The following is a 15,268-nucleotide window of genomic DNA, read 5'->3' on the forward strand; positions in this document are numbered from 1 at the left end:
CTTACTTGACGCTTTCTTGCGATTGCCATAAGACACCCTGCTTATTTTTTGCACTAAACAAAGCGTAGTGCTTTGCTCATAAAAGTGCAAAATTTAGAGTGAGTGTCTAGTTTATGGCTTCCGCCCACATAAAAATGCACGGCGAACGCAACGTGATATGCAATGGTAGTACTTTGTATCAACCAAACTTACTGACGCTTTCTTGCGATTGCCATAAGACACCCTGCTTATTTTTTGCACTAAACAAAGCGTAGTGCTTTGCTCATAAAAGTGCAAAATTTAGAGTGAGTGTCTAGTTTATGGCTTACTTTGGTATTCTTCAATATTAAGCATAACTACGAACAGCTCCCTAANTATTCTTCAATATTAAGCATAACTACGAACAGCTCCCTAACGCCGCGTTAAGCGGACTAAAATTGTTGGTTATAATGTGGAGCGAAGCGGAGCCTAACCAACTGTTTTAGTTCCGTTTAAACGCCTTGTTAGTTGCTTTTACCTGATTAAATACGATGGTAAAATTAGCTTTGACTCTCTAGTCACTTCTGCAACGTCAATCCCTGTACTCAATACAGAATCACCATCATACTTGGCATCTTGAATAACTTGCTCGATAGTTATTTCACCACGGATTACAGATACAATAATATCAAAGTAGCCTTTAAGGATATGCTTAATCTCATGTTGTATCTCATCTGGGTTAATAAGAGTGCTTTCTGGATGATTATTCATAACAGCCTTATTTACAGCGCCCCAATCATTATTTAGATCAAAGTATAAAATTGGGTAATGATAGTTTTGAATTGAAGGCAACACATAGCTCAAACCATCATGGCTTGCTTTCACTTGCAGCCCAGCGGGCTTTGCAGATACATTATTATCGGAGCTTATGCATAATAATTGGTTTTGCGTATTGTCTTTTTCAACCCAAATTATATCTCTCTGTGTATCACTTGGGTTGTAATGTTGCCTATACTTATTTTTAGTTCTCATTGACCCTGTAGCTACAGCAACATAATCATCAAGTTTTTTATGTGATCTAGCACCAAATCGTGCATACATACCAAGAGTTCTGTTAACTTCTGGGTATTCGTTGCATAAGTTAACGATTAAAGACTCTGCAATACAACCAATTAATCTCGTTGCATCAGCATGAGCATTACCCGTTAAAATTTGCTTTAATACCAAATCCTCAGAAATGTATGACTCTTCAATCAGTACATCCAAAAGCGTATTACCATAAGCGGCTGTTTGAAGATTAATTGATGGTTTTTTAAGAAACTCTGATAAAGATTGAGAGTGTCGGACTTCACCAGAATCCCCTTCAACAACAACTTTAATATTGGGTGGAATATAAATAGTCAAACAATAATCTCTCGTAGATGATGAATTCAGACTTTGCCAAGGCATATAACGCCGCAATAAGCGGACTAAAATAGTGGGTTATAATGTGAAGCGAAGCGAAACGTAACCCACTGTTTTAGTTCCGTTTAATTTCCTTGTTATGTGCATTTATCATTAAAAATTGAACCGACTAAATATAATTTTTTGTTTAGACTCTGGGATGACGAAGTTAACTCCTAATGGGCTACCATATTTGAAGTTTTTCTTAAATTCAGAGAATATTTCATGGTAAACATTATCTACATCCACATTTTTATATAATAAGCCATTAATATACCTATTAAAGAAACCTGCCAATAAATCCGCTATTTGAACACCTACATTTTTCTCTGAATCGACAAATTCAAGTGTTAGCTTTTCAGTTACTTCGTAATCTGAGTTTAAGACAGGAGGTCCGTTTCCAGACAAATTTTCATTTTCCAAAAACTCTTTACAGTAAATTAAAATGCTATCAAAATCATTTTGTACATCATGCAATAAAGTAACATTACTCAATTCCTTACAATGATATTTATTCAATCTGCCAATTATATTGAAAATAGAATGTACATGAGGGAGTAGCTTTATATTTATTCCCTTTTTTGTTGTATCAGGCAAAGGTAAAAACTTCTTTATCGCGAGTTCTGATCCCACTCTTGATTTCATTACATTATAATCATCGATTGTTTCATCGATGGATTTTCCTGTTAGTTCATAAAAATTAGAAACATCTTTTTTAATATTGAAAAAATTCTTTAAGTCATTCATTGAGGAAAGAAGGTTTTCTTCTGAGGGATTATTACAAGCGTAAAAGAAACTTTCATAACAGTCATCAGTTAAGTTATTCGCAATGTAATCAGCTAACCCATTTCTGATGTACTGAGCTTTCCCATCAGACTCATCAGGCATGTAATACGGTGGCATAATATGATGATTAACAATATTAGTGGCAATACAATACTTTTTCTCAACTAACTCTACCAAAATGGGTAATCTTTCATTAGAGATAAATTTTGCAAGATCCAATATTGCTTCTGGCTTTGTAAAATACAACTCACTAGATTTTAGTTCATCATCATTAATATCATGTTTGGTTCTCAACTCGCTGACAAACCTGATTGTTTTTTTTAAATCAGATATTCCTATACAAGAAAGAGTGAAAATAGGCTGATTTCCAAAAGCTAAATTCATTTTATTACCAATTAAATCACCAGAATTACCACTTTCATCTAGATAGTACGTATATTTCATCAGTAAACTCCGAATTGCACATAGCAACTTTGTATCCGACATTTGTCGCTTTATAAACCGACAAATGTCCAAATATTACAAAGGTTCTAATTTAACCAGCTAATAAGCTCTTGTAAACAAATAGTTAGCCGGCATTTAAGTTACCTTGATGTAGAAATACCCCAAAATGGTAGAGTTCAGTAATATCGGACAAACAAGTAATGAGCTATAAAAATAGGTGTAAGCGATATTATTAATAAGATAACTTGAATTTTTCTCTAAGCTTTTGCCTTTAACCTAAAACAAAAAAGCCGCTGTTCATTGCAAACAGCGGCTTTCGTCTTAAGATTTACAAGCTTAAAGCTTGCTTAACTTAAACTTAAACTTAAACTTAAACTTGATTTTTATTGTTTACCAATTACTTCAAGTCCACCCATGTATGGGCGTAATACTTCTGGTACTACTACTGTGCCATCGGCTTGTTGGTAGTTTTCTAGTATTGCTACTAGTGTACGGCCAACGGCTAAGCCTGAACCATTTAGTGTATGTAGTAACTCTGGCTTTTTAACACCTTCACGGCGAAAACGTGCTTGCATACGACGCGCCTGAAAATCAGCCATGTTTGAACATGATGAAATTTCGCGGTATGTGTCTTGAGCAGGTAACCATACTTCTAAATCGTATGTTTTAGCTGAGCCAAAGCCCATGTCGCCCATACATAAAATTACTTTACGGTACGGAAGTTCAAGCGCTTGTAGTATTTGCTCTGCGTGACCTGTTAACTCTTCAAGCGTTGCCATTGAGTCTTCTGGTTTTACAAGCTGTACAAGTTCAACTTTATCAAACTGGTGCTGACGAATTAGGCCACGAGTATCGCGACCATAGCTGCCTGCTTCACTTCTAAAACACGGCGTGTGGGCAACTAAACGAATTGGTAAATCGCTTTCGTCGTAAATTTCGTCGCGGGCGCTGTTTGTAAGCGGTACTTCAGCTGTAGGAATTAAGCTAAAGCCGGCTTGTTGTTCGCCGTCGTCATTTACAAGGCCTAATGTGTGGAATAAATCGCCCGCAAATTTAGGTAGTTGGCTCGTGCCGTAAAGGCTTGCGCTATTTACTAAGTACGGTACATACATTTCTGTATAGCCGTTTTTATCAGCGTGTGTATCTAACATAAATTGCGTTAGTGCACGGTGCATACGCGCTACTTGGCCGCGCATTACAGTAAAGCGTGCGCCACTAATTTTAACGCCCATTTCAAAGTCTAAGCCGTTTAAGTCTTGGCCTACATCTACGTGATCTTTAACTTCAAAATCAAACTTTTTAGGTGTGCCCCACGTTAAAATTTCAACGTTGTCGTCTTCGTCTTTACCGGCGGGTACCGACTCGTCTGGCAAGTTAGGAATTGCTAAAGCAATGTCGTTAATTGCAGCTAATACTTCATCTTGCTCTGTTTTAGCGGCGTCTAGCTCACTGCCTAAGTTAGCCACTGCATCAAGTAGTGGCTGTGCGTCTTCGCCTTTAGCTTTGGCTTGACCAATTGCTTTTGCGCTTGCATTACGTTGACTTTGAAGTTCTTGCGTTTTTACTTGTAATGTTTTGCGTTTTTCTTCAAGTGCCGTTACCGTCGCGACATCGAGTTCGTAACCGCGAGCTGCTAAACGTGCTGCAGTTTGTTCGATGTCTTGACGTAAAAATTTAGAATCTAACATGTTAGTTTTTTAACCTTTTTGCATTACTAGCTGAAGGCCCAGCCAAGCCATAAAAATACACACCATCACGTTTAAGATGATATTGAGGGCCATTTTAATAAAGTGACCTTGTTGTAATAACAACAACGAGTCCATTGAGAATGTTGAAAAGGTGGTTAATGCACCTAAAAAGCCAATACCGATAAGGGTTTTAGCGGGGCTTGCGGTGATAATTTCTTTATCTATCAAACCGTACAAAATGCCCATTAACAATGAACCCAGAATATTAACCGTCAACGTGCCAAAAGGGAATCCCCTACCGAGGAGTTTTAGCATGCTTTCGCTAATAAAAAACCGTAAACATGCACCTGAGGCTCCGCCAAGGGCGATCATCATATAAAGTTTAATCATTTTCGTATCGTTTAAGTGGGCTTTGCGCATCGCGCTCTTTTAGGTAATCGAGTTTTTGTTTAATTTTTTGTTCAAGTCCGCGTTCACTCGGTAAGTAATATTCTTTACCGTCCATTTCTGGCGGTAAGTATTTTTCACCTGCAGCAAATGCGCCTTCTTCGTTATGCGCATAACGATACTCGGCGCCGTAACCTAAGTCTTTCATTAAGTTGGTTGGGGCATTACGTAAATGCTCTGGCACGGGGTAACTTGGCTCGTTTTGAGCGTCTGCTTTGGCTTGATTAAACGCCATATAGACTGCATTACTTTTGGGTGCACTGGCTAAATACAATGTGGCTTGTGCAATAGCGCGCTCACCCTCGCCTGGGCCTACTCGCTGAAATATATCCCACGCATTTAAGGCCACTTCCATCGCACGTGGATCGGCGTTACCTATATCCTCTGTTGCAATGGCAAGTAAACGCCGTGCTACATACAAAGGGTCGCCACCACCGGCTAAAATTCGGCAATACCAATACAGCGCACCATCGGGAGAGCTACCACGTACTGATTTATGAAAGGCTGATATTAAATCGTAAAACTCATCGCCGCCTTTATCGTATTTAGCTAAATGTGTTGGTAGCACTTGGCTAAGTACGTGCTCATCTACGTTGTATTGACCGTTTTGCTCGGTTGTTAAATCAACCGCTTGTTCAAGTAAATTAAGTACTTTACGCGCATCGCCGCCACTTGCTTGGCAAAGTGCCTGTTTGGCGTTATTGGCAATAACTATGTTTTTTTGGTTTAGTTGCTCATCTTGCTTAAGAGCACGCTCAATAACTGTGTATAAGTCGGTATCGGCAAGCGATTTTAAAACATACACGCGCGCACGCGACAATATAGCGTTGTTAAGGGCAAACGATGGGTTTTCGGTGGTTGCACCCACAAATATAAAGGTGCCGTCTTCTATGTGCGGTAAGAAGGCATCTTGTTGGGATTTATTAAAGCGATGAACTTCGTCAACAAACATAAGGGTGCGTTGGCCACGGCTTTCTAGGTTGTCCCGCGCTTGCGTTACGCTGTCGCGTATATCTTTTACGCCTGCGGTTACCGCCGACATTTGAATAAGTGAGGCATCAGCATGGTTGGCAATTATTTGCGCAAGTGTTGTTTTACCCACACCAGGCGGACCCCATAAAATTAAACTATGGCAGCGCCCTGCGACAATGGCTTGATGCAGTGATTTATCACCGCTTAATAAGTGTTGCTGACCAATGTACTCGTCAAGCGTTGTGGGGCGCATACGCGCAGCAAGTGGCCGTACATCGGGCCCAAAGTTAAAACCTAAATTACTCACCGTTACTCTGATCGTCTATTTCAACACCTTCAGGAGGCGTAAATTCAAAAGTGCTTTTATCAAGCGGCGTATTAACTTGGGCATTGTTAAACGTAAATGACGATAACTGCCCTGAGTTGTCGGTAACGACTAGTTTAGCAAGGCCTTGCTCGTTACCCGCAAACGCTATATCAAGTTGTTCTACTTGGCTTTCTACGCCTTTATTTGGCGTTACGCTAAAGCCTGTATTTGTTGCAAGTACGCTGTATTTCTCCCACTGTGCTGGGTCTTTTGATGTAAGTAGCACAAATGGTGTTGAGTCGATTAGACTGCTGGTTTTCATAATTGTTACTTGCTCAGCAAAGCTGTCGAAGTAATAGGTTTTATCGCCGTTTGATACAAATAATGTATCGTCTGGGTTTGTTTGCTGCCAGCGAATCATCATAGGCTGTTGAAGCGCTATTGTGCCCTCGCCTTGCATAACCGCTTGGCCTTCTTTGTCTGTTACTTTTTGTGCAAACTGCGCTTTAAAGCTTTTTAAAGTGGCAAGTCTGTCTTGTAATGCTTGGCTGTCGTCAGCAAAGCTTGGTGCGGCAAGTACGCTGCCTAACACTAATAATAAGGCGTTAAATTTTTTCATTAATTTGCTCCATTAGGTACTAATACATCGCGAGCGCCGTTATGACCTGGTGAACTCACGATACCCGATGTTTCCATTTGTTCCACTAAACGTGCTGCGCGGTTATAGCCAACACGCAGTTTACGTTGCACTGACGATACTGATACCTTGCCGGTTTCAATTACAAACGACACGGCTTCGTCGTATAACGGATCGTTCTCTTCGTCTGCATTTTCGCTTGCTTCACCTGGCAATAAAATATCTTCACTGGCATCACCATTGAGTATTTCATCAACGTAATTTGGCTTAGCACGCGCTTTCCAATCGTTTACTACGGCGTGTACTTCATGGTCGTCTACAAACGCGCCATGTACACGCTCTGGTACACTAGTGCCTGGCGGTAAATAAAGCATATCGCCCATACCTAGTAAGTTTTCTGCGCCTTGTTGGTCAAGTATGGTACGCGAGTCTATTTTACTTGATACCTGAAACGCCATACGTGTTGGTATATTTGCTTTAATTAAACCGGTTATTACATCTACCGAAGGGCGCTGCGTTGCCAGTATTAAATGAATACCTGCCGCACGTGCTTTTTGGGCTATGCGGGCAATCAGCTCTTCTACTTTTTTACCAACAATCATCATCATGTCGGCAAACTCGTCAATTACTACAACAATACTTGGTAACTTACCAAGTTCTTCCGGGCCTTCTTTCATGCCATCGGTGTCTTTAAATAATGGATCAAGAATCGGGTAACCCGCTTCATTGGCTTCAAGCACTTTTTGGTTGTAACCTTTTAGGTTGCGCACACCCAATGCTGACATTAATTTATAACGACGTTCCATTTCGCCCACACACCAACGCAGTGCGTTAGCGGCTTCTTTCATGTCGGTGACTACTTCACACAATAAATGCGGAATGCCTTCGTATACTGATAGCTCAAGCATTTTAGGGTCAATCATAATCATACGTACATCGTCAGGACCCGACTTGTACAACAAGCTTACTATCATGACATTAACGCCCACTGATTTACCTGAACCGGTTGTACCGGCCACCAGTAAGTGTGGCATTTTACCTAAATCAGCACAGACAGGCTGACCGGCAATGTCTTTACCTAGCACCATGGTAAGTGGCGATGGGTTTTGCTCAAATTTAGGCGCGTTTATTACTTCTGACAAACGTACTATTTCGCGGTGTTTATTAGGAAGCTCAATACCAACATATGTTTTACCCGGTATAACTTCTACAACACGCACACTAATTGCCGAAAGCGAACGGGCTAAATCTTTTGCTAAACCTGTAATTTTAGACACTTTAATACCTGGCGCTAAATCTAGCTCAAAGCGTGTAACAACAGGGCCTGGGTATACCGCTACAACTTTAGCTTGTACGTTAAAGTCCAGTAGTTTTGTCTCTACTAGGCGCGATACTGTATCGAGTTCTTCTTGCGAAATTGGGTTTTTAGCTTTGTCCGGTCTGTCGAGTAAATCGAGCGACGGTAATGGTCCCGGTGGTGGTTCTTGCGTTAATAATTGCTCAAACTTTTCTTTAGCCGTTGGCGGTGGTTGATATTGCGCTTTTGATTTAGGCATTGGTCTTGCTGGTGATACAACTGTTGTAACTGGTTTTTCTGGCTCTACAACTGGGCTTTGGTCAAGCGCGTTTAGCGCAGCGGCCGTGTCCATTGGTTCGTCGTCTATGGCGCTAAAGCCAATTTCTTGATCGAGTATGTCGTCAAGCTCGTCAAACGGCATAAAATCGTCACTAATTTGAGGCTCATTAAACGGTGTTTGCGGTTTATTAATTGCTTTTTGTTTATCTGCTTTTTTAGCTGATGTAGGCAGCTCTATTTGCTCTTTTATATCGTCTTCAAAATGGGCGTCTACCTCATCGTAATTATTTGCTTTGCCCGCAGCATGTTCTCGGTGCATCCAGCCTTTTGCGTACGATACAATAAAGCGGTAAAACCTAACCATTAAATCGCCAAGGTAATCTACAAAATCAACCCACGATACACCCGTTAATAAGGTAAGCCCTGCAAAAAAGAAACACAGCAATAATATAGAGGTGCCGGTAAAGTTAAACGCAGGCATCATGGCTGATGCAATAACATCGCCCACTACCCCACCAGAGGAAAAATTATAAATATCGTCAAAATTGATACTGCTAATAGCGGTAGCTGAGGTAATAAATAAAGCAAAACCAATAACACGCAAAGAAAGTGTGGTGTAGTCGAGTTGTAAAATACGGTGTGGCTGTTTAAATACTAAATAACCAAATATCTGAATTGCAGCCGGCACTAAGTAGGCCAACCAGCCAAAAGTAAGTAACAGTACGTCGGCAGTCCATGCACCGGCTGCACCTGTGATATTTTTTACTTCACTAAAACTTGTTTGCGACCATGCAGCGTCTGCTGGATCAAAACTGATTAAGGCACATAAAATAAATATTGCCGTAAAGGTACTGATTATCAGCCCTGTTTCTAATAGTCTTTGCACACCGTTTAGGCGCATAGTTTCCTATCCCTCTTTATTATTCTATTTGCACTTACTTTGCAGTGAAATACCTTAGCAGGAAATGCAATTTGTTGCACTTTATCTTAACCTTCATTGCCTGATTATGAACAAGTTTTTATAATTTGAGCTTATATAAGCAAATGACGCAGCTAATATAAATAACCTTAAGTAATATAAGGACGAATAATTACGCCTTCTTCACCTTTTACTTCTTCCATTACTACATAAGTTCGGCTTTCACTAACGTTAGGCAATTTTAATAATATGTCACCTAATACACCACGGTATTCTGACATATCATTTACGCGCGTTTTAAGTAAAAAATCAAAATTACCCGATACTAAATGACATTCGATAATTTCTTCGTGCTTTTTAACGGCCGCACTAAACTCATCAAATACGTCGGGAGATGTTTTAGTAATTGTTACTTCTACATACACCGATAAACCTTGCCCAAGCTTAGCTGGATCGACCACTGCTTTATAGCCAAGTATGTAGCCTTCTCGTTCTAGCTTTTTCACTCGCTCCAGACAGGGCGTGGCGCTTAGGCCAACTCGTCTGGCCAGTTCAACATTTGAAAGGCGTCCATCGTGCTGTAATTCCATTAAAATTTTACGGTCAATTCTATCTAATAACTGATGCATAGTGCCAACTAGTTTTTTATGCTGTTTATTTTTGTTATATAGATGATAACACTAGATTTGACTTTAAAAAAGGTGAGACACACGGGCTTATGATGAATATAATAGTGAAAAATGTTAATCCGTTCTTAATAAGGCAAATGATATGATTATTGGTGTTCCTAAAGAAATTAAAAACCATGAATACCGTGTAGGTATGGTTCCTGCGAGTGTTCGTGAATTAGTAAACCACGGTCATCAAGTGATTGTAGAAACTGATGCAGGCATGGGTATTGGTTTTACTAACGAAGATTACACGCTAGCGGGTGCTGAAATTTTAGCAACTGCTGCTGACGTTTTCGCTAAAGCAGACATGATTGTAAAAGTAAAAGAGCCACAAGCTGTTGAACGTGCAATGTTACGTGAAGACCAAATTCTTTTCACTTACTTACACCTTGCACCTGATCTTCCACAAACTGAAGACCTTGTAAAAAGCAAAGCCATTTGTATTGCATACGAAACTGTAACTGACTCTCGCGGTGGTTTACCGCTTCTTGCTCCTATGAGCGAAGTTGCTGGTCGTATGTCTATTCAAGCTGGTGCACAAGCGCTAGAAAAATCTAACCACGGTCGTGGCATGCTACTAGGTGGCGTACCAGGCGTTGAAGCTGCTAAAGTTGTTATCATTGGCGGTGGCATGGTTGGTCGAAGTGCAGCTCAAATGGCTGTTGGCCTTGGTGCTGAAGTTGTCGTTCTTGATCGTAACATCGACGTATTACGTGCACTAGACGCGCAATTTGGTAATAAAGTTAAAGCTATTTACTCAACTGCTGATGCACTAGAAAAACACGTACTAGAAGCTGATTTAGTAATTGGTGGCGTACTGATCCCTGGTGCAGCTGCACCTAAACTAGTAACTGCTGAGCACATTAAAGCAATGAAACCTGGTTCTGCAATTGTTGACGTTGCAATCGACCAAGGTGGCTGTATTGCTACTTCTAAAGCAACTACGCATGCTGATCCTACTTTCATCGTTGATGAAGTTGTTCACTACTGTGTTGCTAACATGCCAGGTGCTGTTCCACGCACATCTACGTTTGCACTTAACAATGCAACATTGCCTTTCATCATTAACCTTGCAAACAAAGGTTATAAAAAGGCGCTACTAGATGACGCCCACTTCTTAAAAGGCTTAAACGTAATTAAAGGCCAAGTAACTTACAAAGAAGTAGCAGAAGCGTTCAACATGGAATATGTTGACCCACGCACAGCGGTAGAAAACGCATAATTTAGCGTTTCGTAGTTAGGTTGGTATTAAATAATGTAGCGACCTAACTACAACCCATAAAAAAAGCAGCTAATTAGCTGCTTTTTTTATGTCTGATTTAAAGTAAATTTATATGAAACGCTTAATTATAAAATCTACTTTTACACGCTTAGCTTGGCCTAGTAGTTTTTTAACTGGCTGCGGGTAATCATCCATTGTTTCTAAATCATCTGGGCCAGTTAAACGGCGGCAGTGTTGTAAAATTTCCTGCTTTTCGTTATCAATAGCATCCATAATTGTTTGCTCTGGATCTTCTATTAAAATACCGTTTTCGATATCAAGACCCCATGCACGCGGATTTAAGTTATGCCCGCTCAGTAAATGCTTTGTTCTATCTGAACAAATACCTTTTAAATGAAACGAATTGCTTTCATCTTTCCACAGATACACATTTAAATTACCGTTATCGATATGGCGCTTTTGCGTTTTTACAAATTTATGCAAAATAGTTTCGTATAAATAAGGTAATGCCCCTATTTTACTAAACGGCTCGCTTGGCGGTAAATAAAAGTCATTTGCTGTTTTATCGCCTACAACAATAGTCACTTGCTTGCCTTGCTTTAATAATCGGCGCAGTGATCGCATAAGCGGTGCCGGAAAATTAAAGTATGGCGTATACAACACAAGTTCTTGCTCTGTTGTATCAAATAACGCTTTTATTAAACGATTTAACTCGTTATTACGACGCCCGAGTCCTAAAAACAAGCGAATACCTAATGCTTGCGTATTCAGCTGCTCTGCTGCGTTATAACTTGCGACTTTTAAATCACGTATTAATTGCTTTTGATCAAGCTTAAAGTCGTGCAAACGCTTAAGCGGTCGCGTGTCTATACGTGGCACAGCCACTGATGAGAGTAGCTTTGCCTCAATAAAATCAACTACTGAGTCACACAGTTCGCTCTGCGTTATTAAAAAGTAGCGATCGAGTCTGTAGCGTTCGTTATGCTGCAAGTACACGTTATTTAAACTTGCGCCGCTGTAAAGTAAGGTGTCGTCAATTACAAAACCTTTTAAATGCAATACGCCAAATAATTCTTTAGCTTTTACAGGTACGCCATAAACTTGTACGTTCGATTTAAACTTTTCTAAATCGTCACAATATAAACTTGCGTTACCGTCTGATTTATCAGCGCCAATTAATCCACGTTGCGCACGATGAAAATCCACCAGCACTTTTACCTCAAGTGCGGGGTTTGCCAATGACACACGATGCAGCGCTTCTAAAATTTCGCGACCTGCTTCGTCATCTTGTAAATACAACGCAGTAATATAAATTCGTTTTTTTGCGTTCGCTATCAAGCGTAGCAATTGCGTTCGGTAATCTTGCGCATTGGTTAAGACGTTAACGTCTTTTGAAGTCAACCCGAATGCGGGTTTTTCCTGCCAAAATAACATAGTTGCCTATTTGCTTAGGTCACATAATCTATCAGTGACAAATAAAATTAGGTAAAACATAACAAAAAAATTCAAAGGGGTCATGAAATAACGCTGTTTTGTTGCCTGTTAGTCTATTTATTGAGCTACTTAGGCATTTTAACTGTAAAAGCACAGAGCTCTAGTACACAATACTGCACAGCTTTTCGATTTGATAAAAAAAATAATCGCGGATTTTGTTTACATCTGCCTTGTTTTTCTTAGAATCGAGCGCATTAAAGACCGTATTAAACGTTTAGGAAAAAATAATGACTGAAGCAAAACATTGTAAGCTACTAATTTTAGGCTCTGGCCCAGCTGGTTATACTGCCGCAGTATATGCAGCACGTGCAAATTTAAACCCTGTTTTAATTACAGGCATTCAACAAGGTGGCCAATTAACAACCACAACTGAAGTTGAAAACTGGCCTGGTGATGCACACGGTTTAACAGGTCCTGCGTTAATGGATCGTATGAAAGAGCACGCTGAGCGCTTTGAAACTGAAATCATATTCGATCACATCAATAAAGTAGATGTATCTAAGCGCCCTTTCACACTAACTGGCGACCAAGGTACTTACACATGTGATGCATTAATCATTGCAACGGGTGCGTCTGCTAAATACTTAGGCCTAGAGTCTGAAACTAATTTCCAAGGCCGTGGTGTTTCGGCATGTGCTACGTGTGACGGTTTTTTCTATAAAGGTCAAAAAGTAGCGGTTGTTGGTGGTGGTAATACAGCGGTTGAAGAAGCGCTTTACTTATCTAACATTGCTGACGAAGTACATGTTATTCATCGTCGTGACAGTTTCCGCAGTGAAAAAATACTTGCTGATCGCCTTGCTGAAAAAGCAGCAAACGGTAACGTTGTAATGCATTACAACCGCACGCTTGACGAAGTATTAGGCGACCAAATGGGCGTAACTGGCGTTCGTATTAAAGATGCACACTCTGATGCAACTGAAGAGCTAGATTTAGCAGGCGTATTTATTGCTATTGGCCACAAGCCAAATACTGATATGTTTGTTGGTCAACTAGAAATGAAAGATGGCTACTTAGTTGTAGAGTCTGGTCTTCACGGTAACGCGACTCAAACAAGCGTAGAAGGCGTTTTTGCTGCAGGTGATGTGTCTGACCACATTTACCGTCAAGCAATCACATCTGCGGGTACAGGCTGTATGGCTGCCCTTGATGCAGAGCGTTTCTTAGATAATTTATAAGCAATTAAATAAATTATTATAGGGCTGATTATTCAGCCCTTTTTTTATGCCTAAAATATAGTTACACTTTTAAGATCAATTATAAAATAAGTACTGTATGAGAAATCAGCTATACCAATTAAGCGAAAACGATATAGCATTCCCCAATCCGGAATACGCATTAGAATCCCCTGATGGCTTGTTAGCAATTGGCGGAGATTTGAGTTTACCTCGCCTAAGTAATGCCTACAAAAGCGGAGTATTCCCTTGGTTTAGTGAAGATGAGCCTATTATGTGGTGGTCGCCCAGCGAGCGAGGCATTTTTGAGCTTAATGATTTTCATATAAGTAAGAGCCTGCGTAAGCATTTAAAAAAGCACCCTGTAAGAGTAACCATTAATAATGCCTTTGAAGAGGTGATAGAAGCCTGTCGCGATCAACGCCTTGATACCGATGGCACCTGGATCACCTCTGACATGCTCGACGCTTACGTTAATGCACACAATGCTGGCATTGCACATAGTTTAGAGGTGTGGAGTAACGGAGAGCTTGCAGGTGGCTTATATGGCATTATGCAAAATGGTGTATTTTGTGGCGAGTCGATGTTTCATCATCAAACCAATTGCTCTAAGCTTGCTATGTGGGCACTGGTAAATTGGCTTAAACGCCATAATGCACATTTTATTGATTGCCAGTTAGAAAACCCTTATTTAATGACCCTAGGTGCACAAGTAATCCCCCGTTCCACATTTTTGACTAAACTAAAAGCTGCACATAACTATACTGTTAACCCTATTATGTGGGAGCCACAAGAACTTGACGCAATCTATGAATGAGCAACTTCCTGCACGTGTTGGTTTAACCCAAGAGTTTGACTGTAGTTATTTACCCAACAGACAAGAGCAACTTTTAGTTATTCTTGATCCCAGTTGCTACAGCACCGACAAATTTGAGTCATTATTAGGCTTAGGGTTTCGTCGCAGTGGTAACCAAATATACCGTCCGCACTGCCCAATATGCAGCGCATGTAGTTCTGTGCGTGTATTAGCACAAGACTTTATGCCCTCAAAATCGCAAAAACGTAAACTAAACAAAGCAAAAACACAGTTTGAGGTAAAATATTCAACGCAAGAGCGACCTGAGTACTATCCACTTTATAGCAAGTACATAACGATGCGTCATCAGGATGGAAGTATGTATCCTCCTGAAAAAGAACAGTTTCAAAGTTTTTTGCTTTGCAGTTGGCTCAAGATCACATTTATTGAACTGTGGCACCAAGATACTTTAGTCGCGGTTGCCGTAACTGATTGTATGAATAGCGCTATTTCTGCAATTTATACTTTTTTTGACCCCGACTTTGAACACTATAGTTTAGGCTCTGTGATGATATTAGAGCAGCTAAAGTTTGCAAAAGAGCAAAATAAGCAATACGTGTACTTAGGCTATCAAATTGATGAATGCGACAAAATGAAGTACAAAACTCAGTTTTTACCTGCTCAAAAACAGCTCAATGATGAGTGGGTGGCTATTTAATTTGCAAATATAGCC

The 15,268-nt window shown here is 40.2% G+C and carries 13 protein-coding genes and 1 pseudogene; 4 read left to right on the forward strand and 10 right to left on the reverse strand.

Annotated elements, in window-relative coordinates; all coding sequences use genetic code 11:
- Positions 1-123: 123 nt before the first annotated feature.
- The 9 genes and pseudogenes from I6F40_RS19935 to lrp form a co-directional block, all read right to left on the reverse strand.
- Positions 124-215 (reverse strand): annotated as a pseudogene (locus tag I6F40_RS19935) (Mobile element protein); the annotation flags it as partial.
- 277 nt (positions 216-492) lie between these two features.
- Entirely contained in the window at positions 493-1,362 is an 870-nt protein-coding gene (locus I6F40_RS18110) for a hypothetical protein (RefSeq protein WP_197193303.1), read from the reverse strand.
- Positions 1,363-1,515: 153 nt separating this feature from the next.
- The gene (locus tag I6F40_RS18115; RefSeq protein ID WP_197193304.1) at positions 1,516-2,631 is read right to left on the reverse strand and encodes a DUF3800 domain-containing protein; all 1,116 of its coding nucleotides are present in this window, start codon (positions 2,629-2,631) and stop codon (positions 1,516-1,518) included.
- 383 nt (positions 2,632-3,014) lie between these two features.
- Positions 3,015-4,319, reverse strand: coding sequence for a serine--tRNA ligase (serS, locus tag I6F40_RS18120; RefSeq protein WP_002962971.1), 1,305 nt, complete (start codon positions 4,317-4,319; stop codon positions 3,015-3,017).
- A 9-nt stretch (positions 4,320-4,328) separates the two neighbouring features.
- Entirely contained in the window at positions 4,329-4,709 is a 381-nt protein-coding gene (gene crcB, locus I6F40_RS18125; protein WP_021032117.1) for a fluoride efflux transporter CrcB, read from the reverse strand.
- On the reverse strand, positions 4,702-6,045 hold the full coding sequence (locus I6F40_RS18130; protein ID WP_197193305.1) for a replication-associated recombination protein A: 1,344 nt from the start codon (positions 6,043-6,045) through the stop codon (positions 4,702-4,704). The genes crcB and I6F40_RS18130 overlap by 8 nt, the downstream gene beginning before the upstream one ends.
- Positions 6,038-6,664, reverse strand: a complete 627-nt coding sequence (lolA, locus tag I6F40_RS18135; RefSeq protein WP_007582981.1) for an outer membrane lipoprotein chaperone LolA — start codon at positions 6,662-6,664, stop codon at positions 6,038-6,040. The genes I6F40_RS18130 and lolA overlap by 8 nt, the downstream gene beginning before the upstream one ends.
- Entirely contained in the window at positions 6,664-9,159 is a 2,496-nt protein-coding gene (locus I6F40_RS18140) for a DNA translocase FtsK (RefSeq protein ID WP_197193306.1), read from the reverse strand. The genes lolA and I6F40_RS18140 overlap by 1 nt, the downstream gene beginning before the upstream one ends.
- Before the next feature lie 167 nt (positions 9,160-9,326).
- The gene (gene lrp / locus I6F40_RS18145) at positions 9,327-9,806 is read right to left on the reverse strand and encodes a leucine-responsive transcriptional regulator Lrp (RefSeq protein WP_007582985.1); all 480 of its coding nucleotides are present in this window, start codon (positions 9,804-9,806) and stop codon (positions 9,327-9,329) included.
- A gap of 142 nt (positions 9,807-9,948) precedes the next feature.
- On the opposite strand from lrp, the gene ald reads away from it, so the two are divergent.
- On the forward strand, positions 9,949-11,070 hold the full coding sequence (gene ald, locus I6F40_RS18150) for an alanine dehydrogenase (protein ID WP_010552621.1): 1,122 nt from the start codon (positions 9,949-9,951) through the stop codon (positions 11,068-11,070).
- Positions 11,071-11,178: 108 nt separating this feature from the next.
- Here the strand turns inward: ald and pssA are convergent, their stop codons facing one another.
- Positions 11,179-12,504, reverse strand: coding sequence for a CDP-diacylglycerol--serine O-phosphatidyltransferase (gene pssA / locus I6F40_RS18155; RefSeq protein WP_197193307.1), 1,326 nt, complete (start codon positions 12,502-12,504; stop codon positions 11,179-11,181).
- Between the two features lie 287 nt (positions 12,505-12,791).
- Here pssA and trxB point away from each other — a divergent pair, with 287 nt between their 5' ends.
- The 3 genes from trxB to I6F40_RS18170 all read left to right on the forward strand — a co-directional run bounded on the left by trxB (position 12,792) and on the right by I6F40_RS18170 (position 15,253).
- Positions 12,792-13,742: a thioredoxin-disulfide reductase gene (gene trxB, locus I6F40_RS18160; RefSeq protein ID WP_008168643.1), complete on the forward strand. Its 951-nt coding sequence runs from the start codon at positions 12,792-12,794 to the stop codon at positions 13,740-13,742.
- Positions 13,743-13,839: 97 nt separating this feature from the next.
- Positions 13,840-14,556 (forward strand): leucyl/phenylalanyl-tRNA--protein transferase, encoded by a 717-nt coding sequence (aat, locus tag I6F40_RS18165; RefSeq protein ID WP_010552619.1) that lies wholly within the window; start codon positions 13,840-13,842, stop codon positions 14,554-14,556.
- Positions 14,549-15,253, forward strand: coding sequence for an arginyltransferase (locus I6F40_RS18170; RefSeq protein ID WP_010552618.1), 705 nt, complete (start codon positions 14,549-14,551; stop codon positions 15,251-15,253). The genes aat and I6F40_RS18170 overlap by 8 nt, the downstream gene beginning before the upstream one ends.
- The last annotated feature ends 15 nt before the right edge of the window (positions 15,254-15,268 follow it).

Origin of the sequence: Pseudoalteromonas sp. SWXJ133, assembly GCF_015864365.1 — a bacterium.
GTDB classification, from domain to species: domain Bacteria; phylum Pseudomonadota; class Gammaproteobacteria; order Enterobacterales; family Alteromonadaceae; genus Pseudoalteromonas; species Pseudoalteromonas arctica.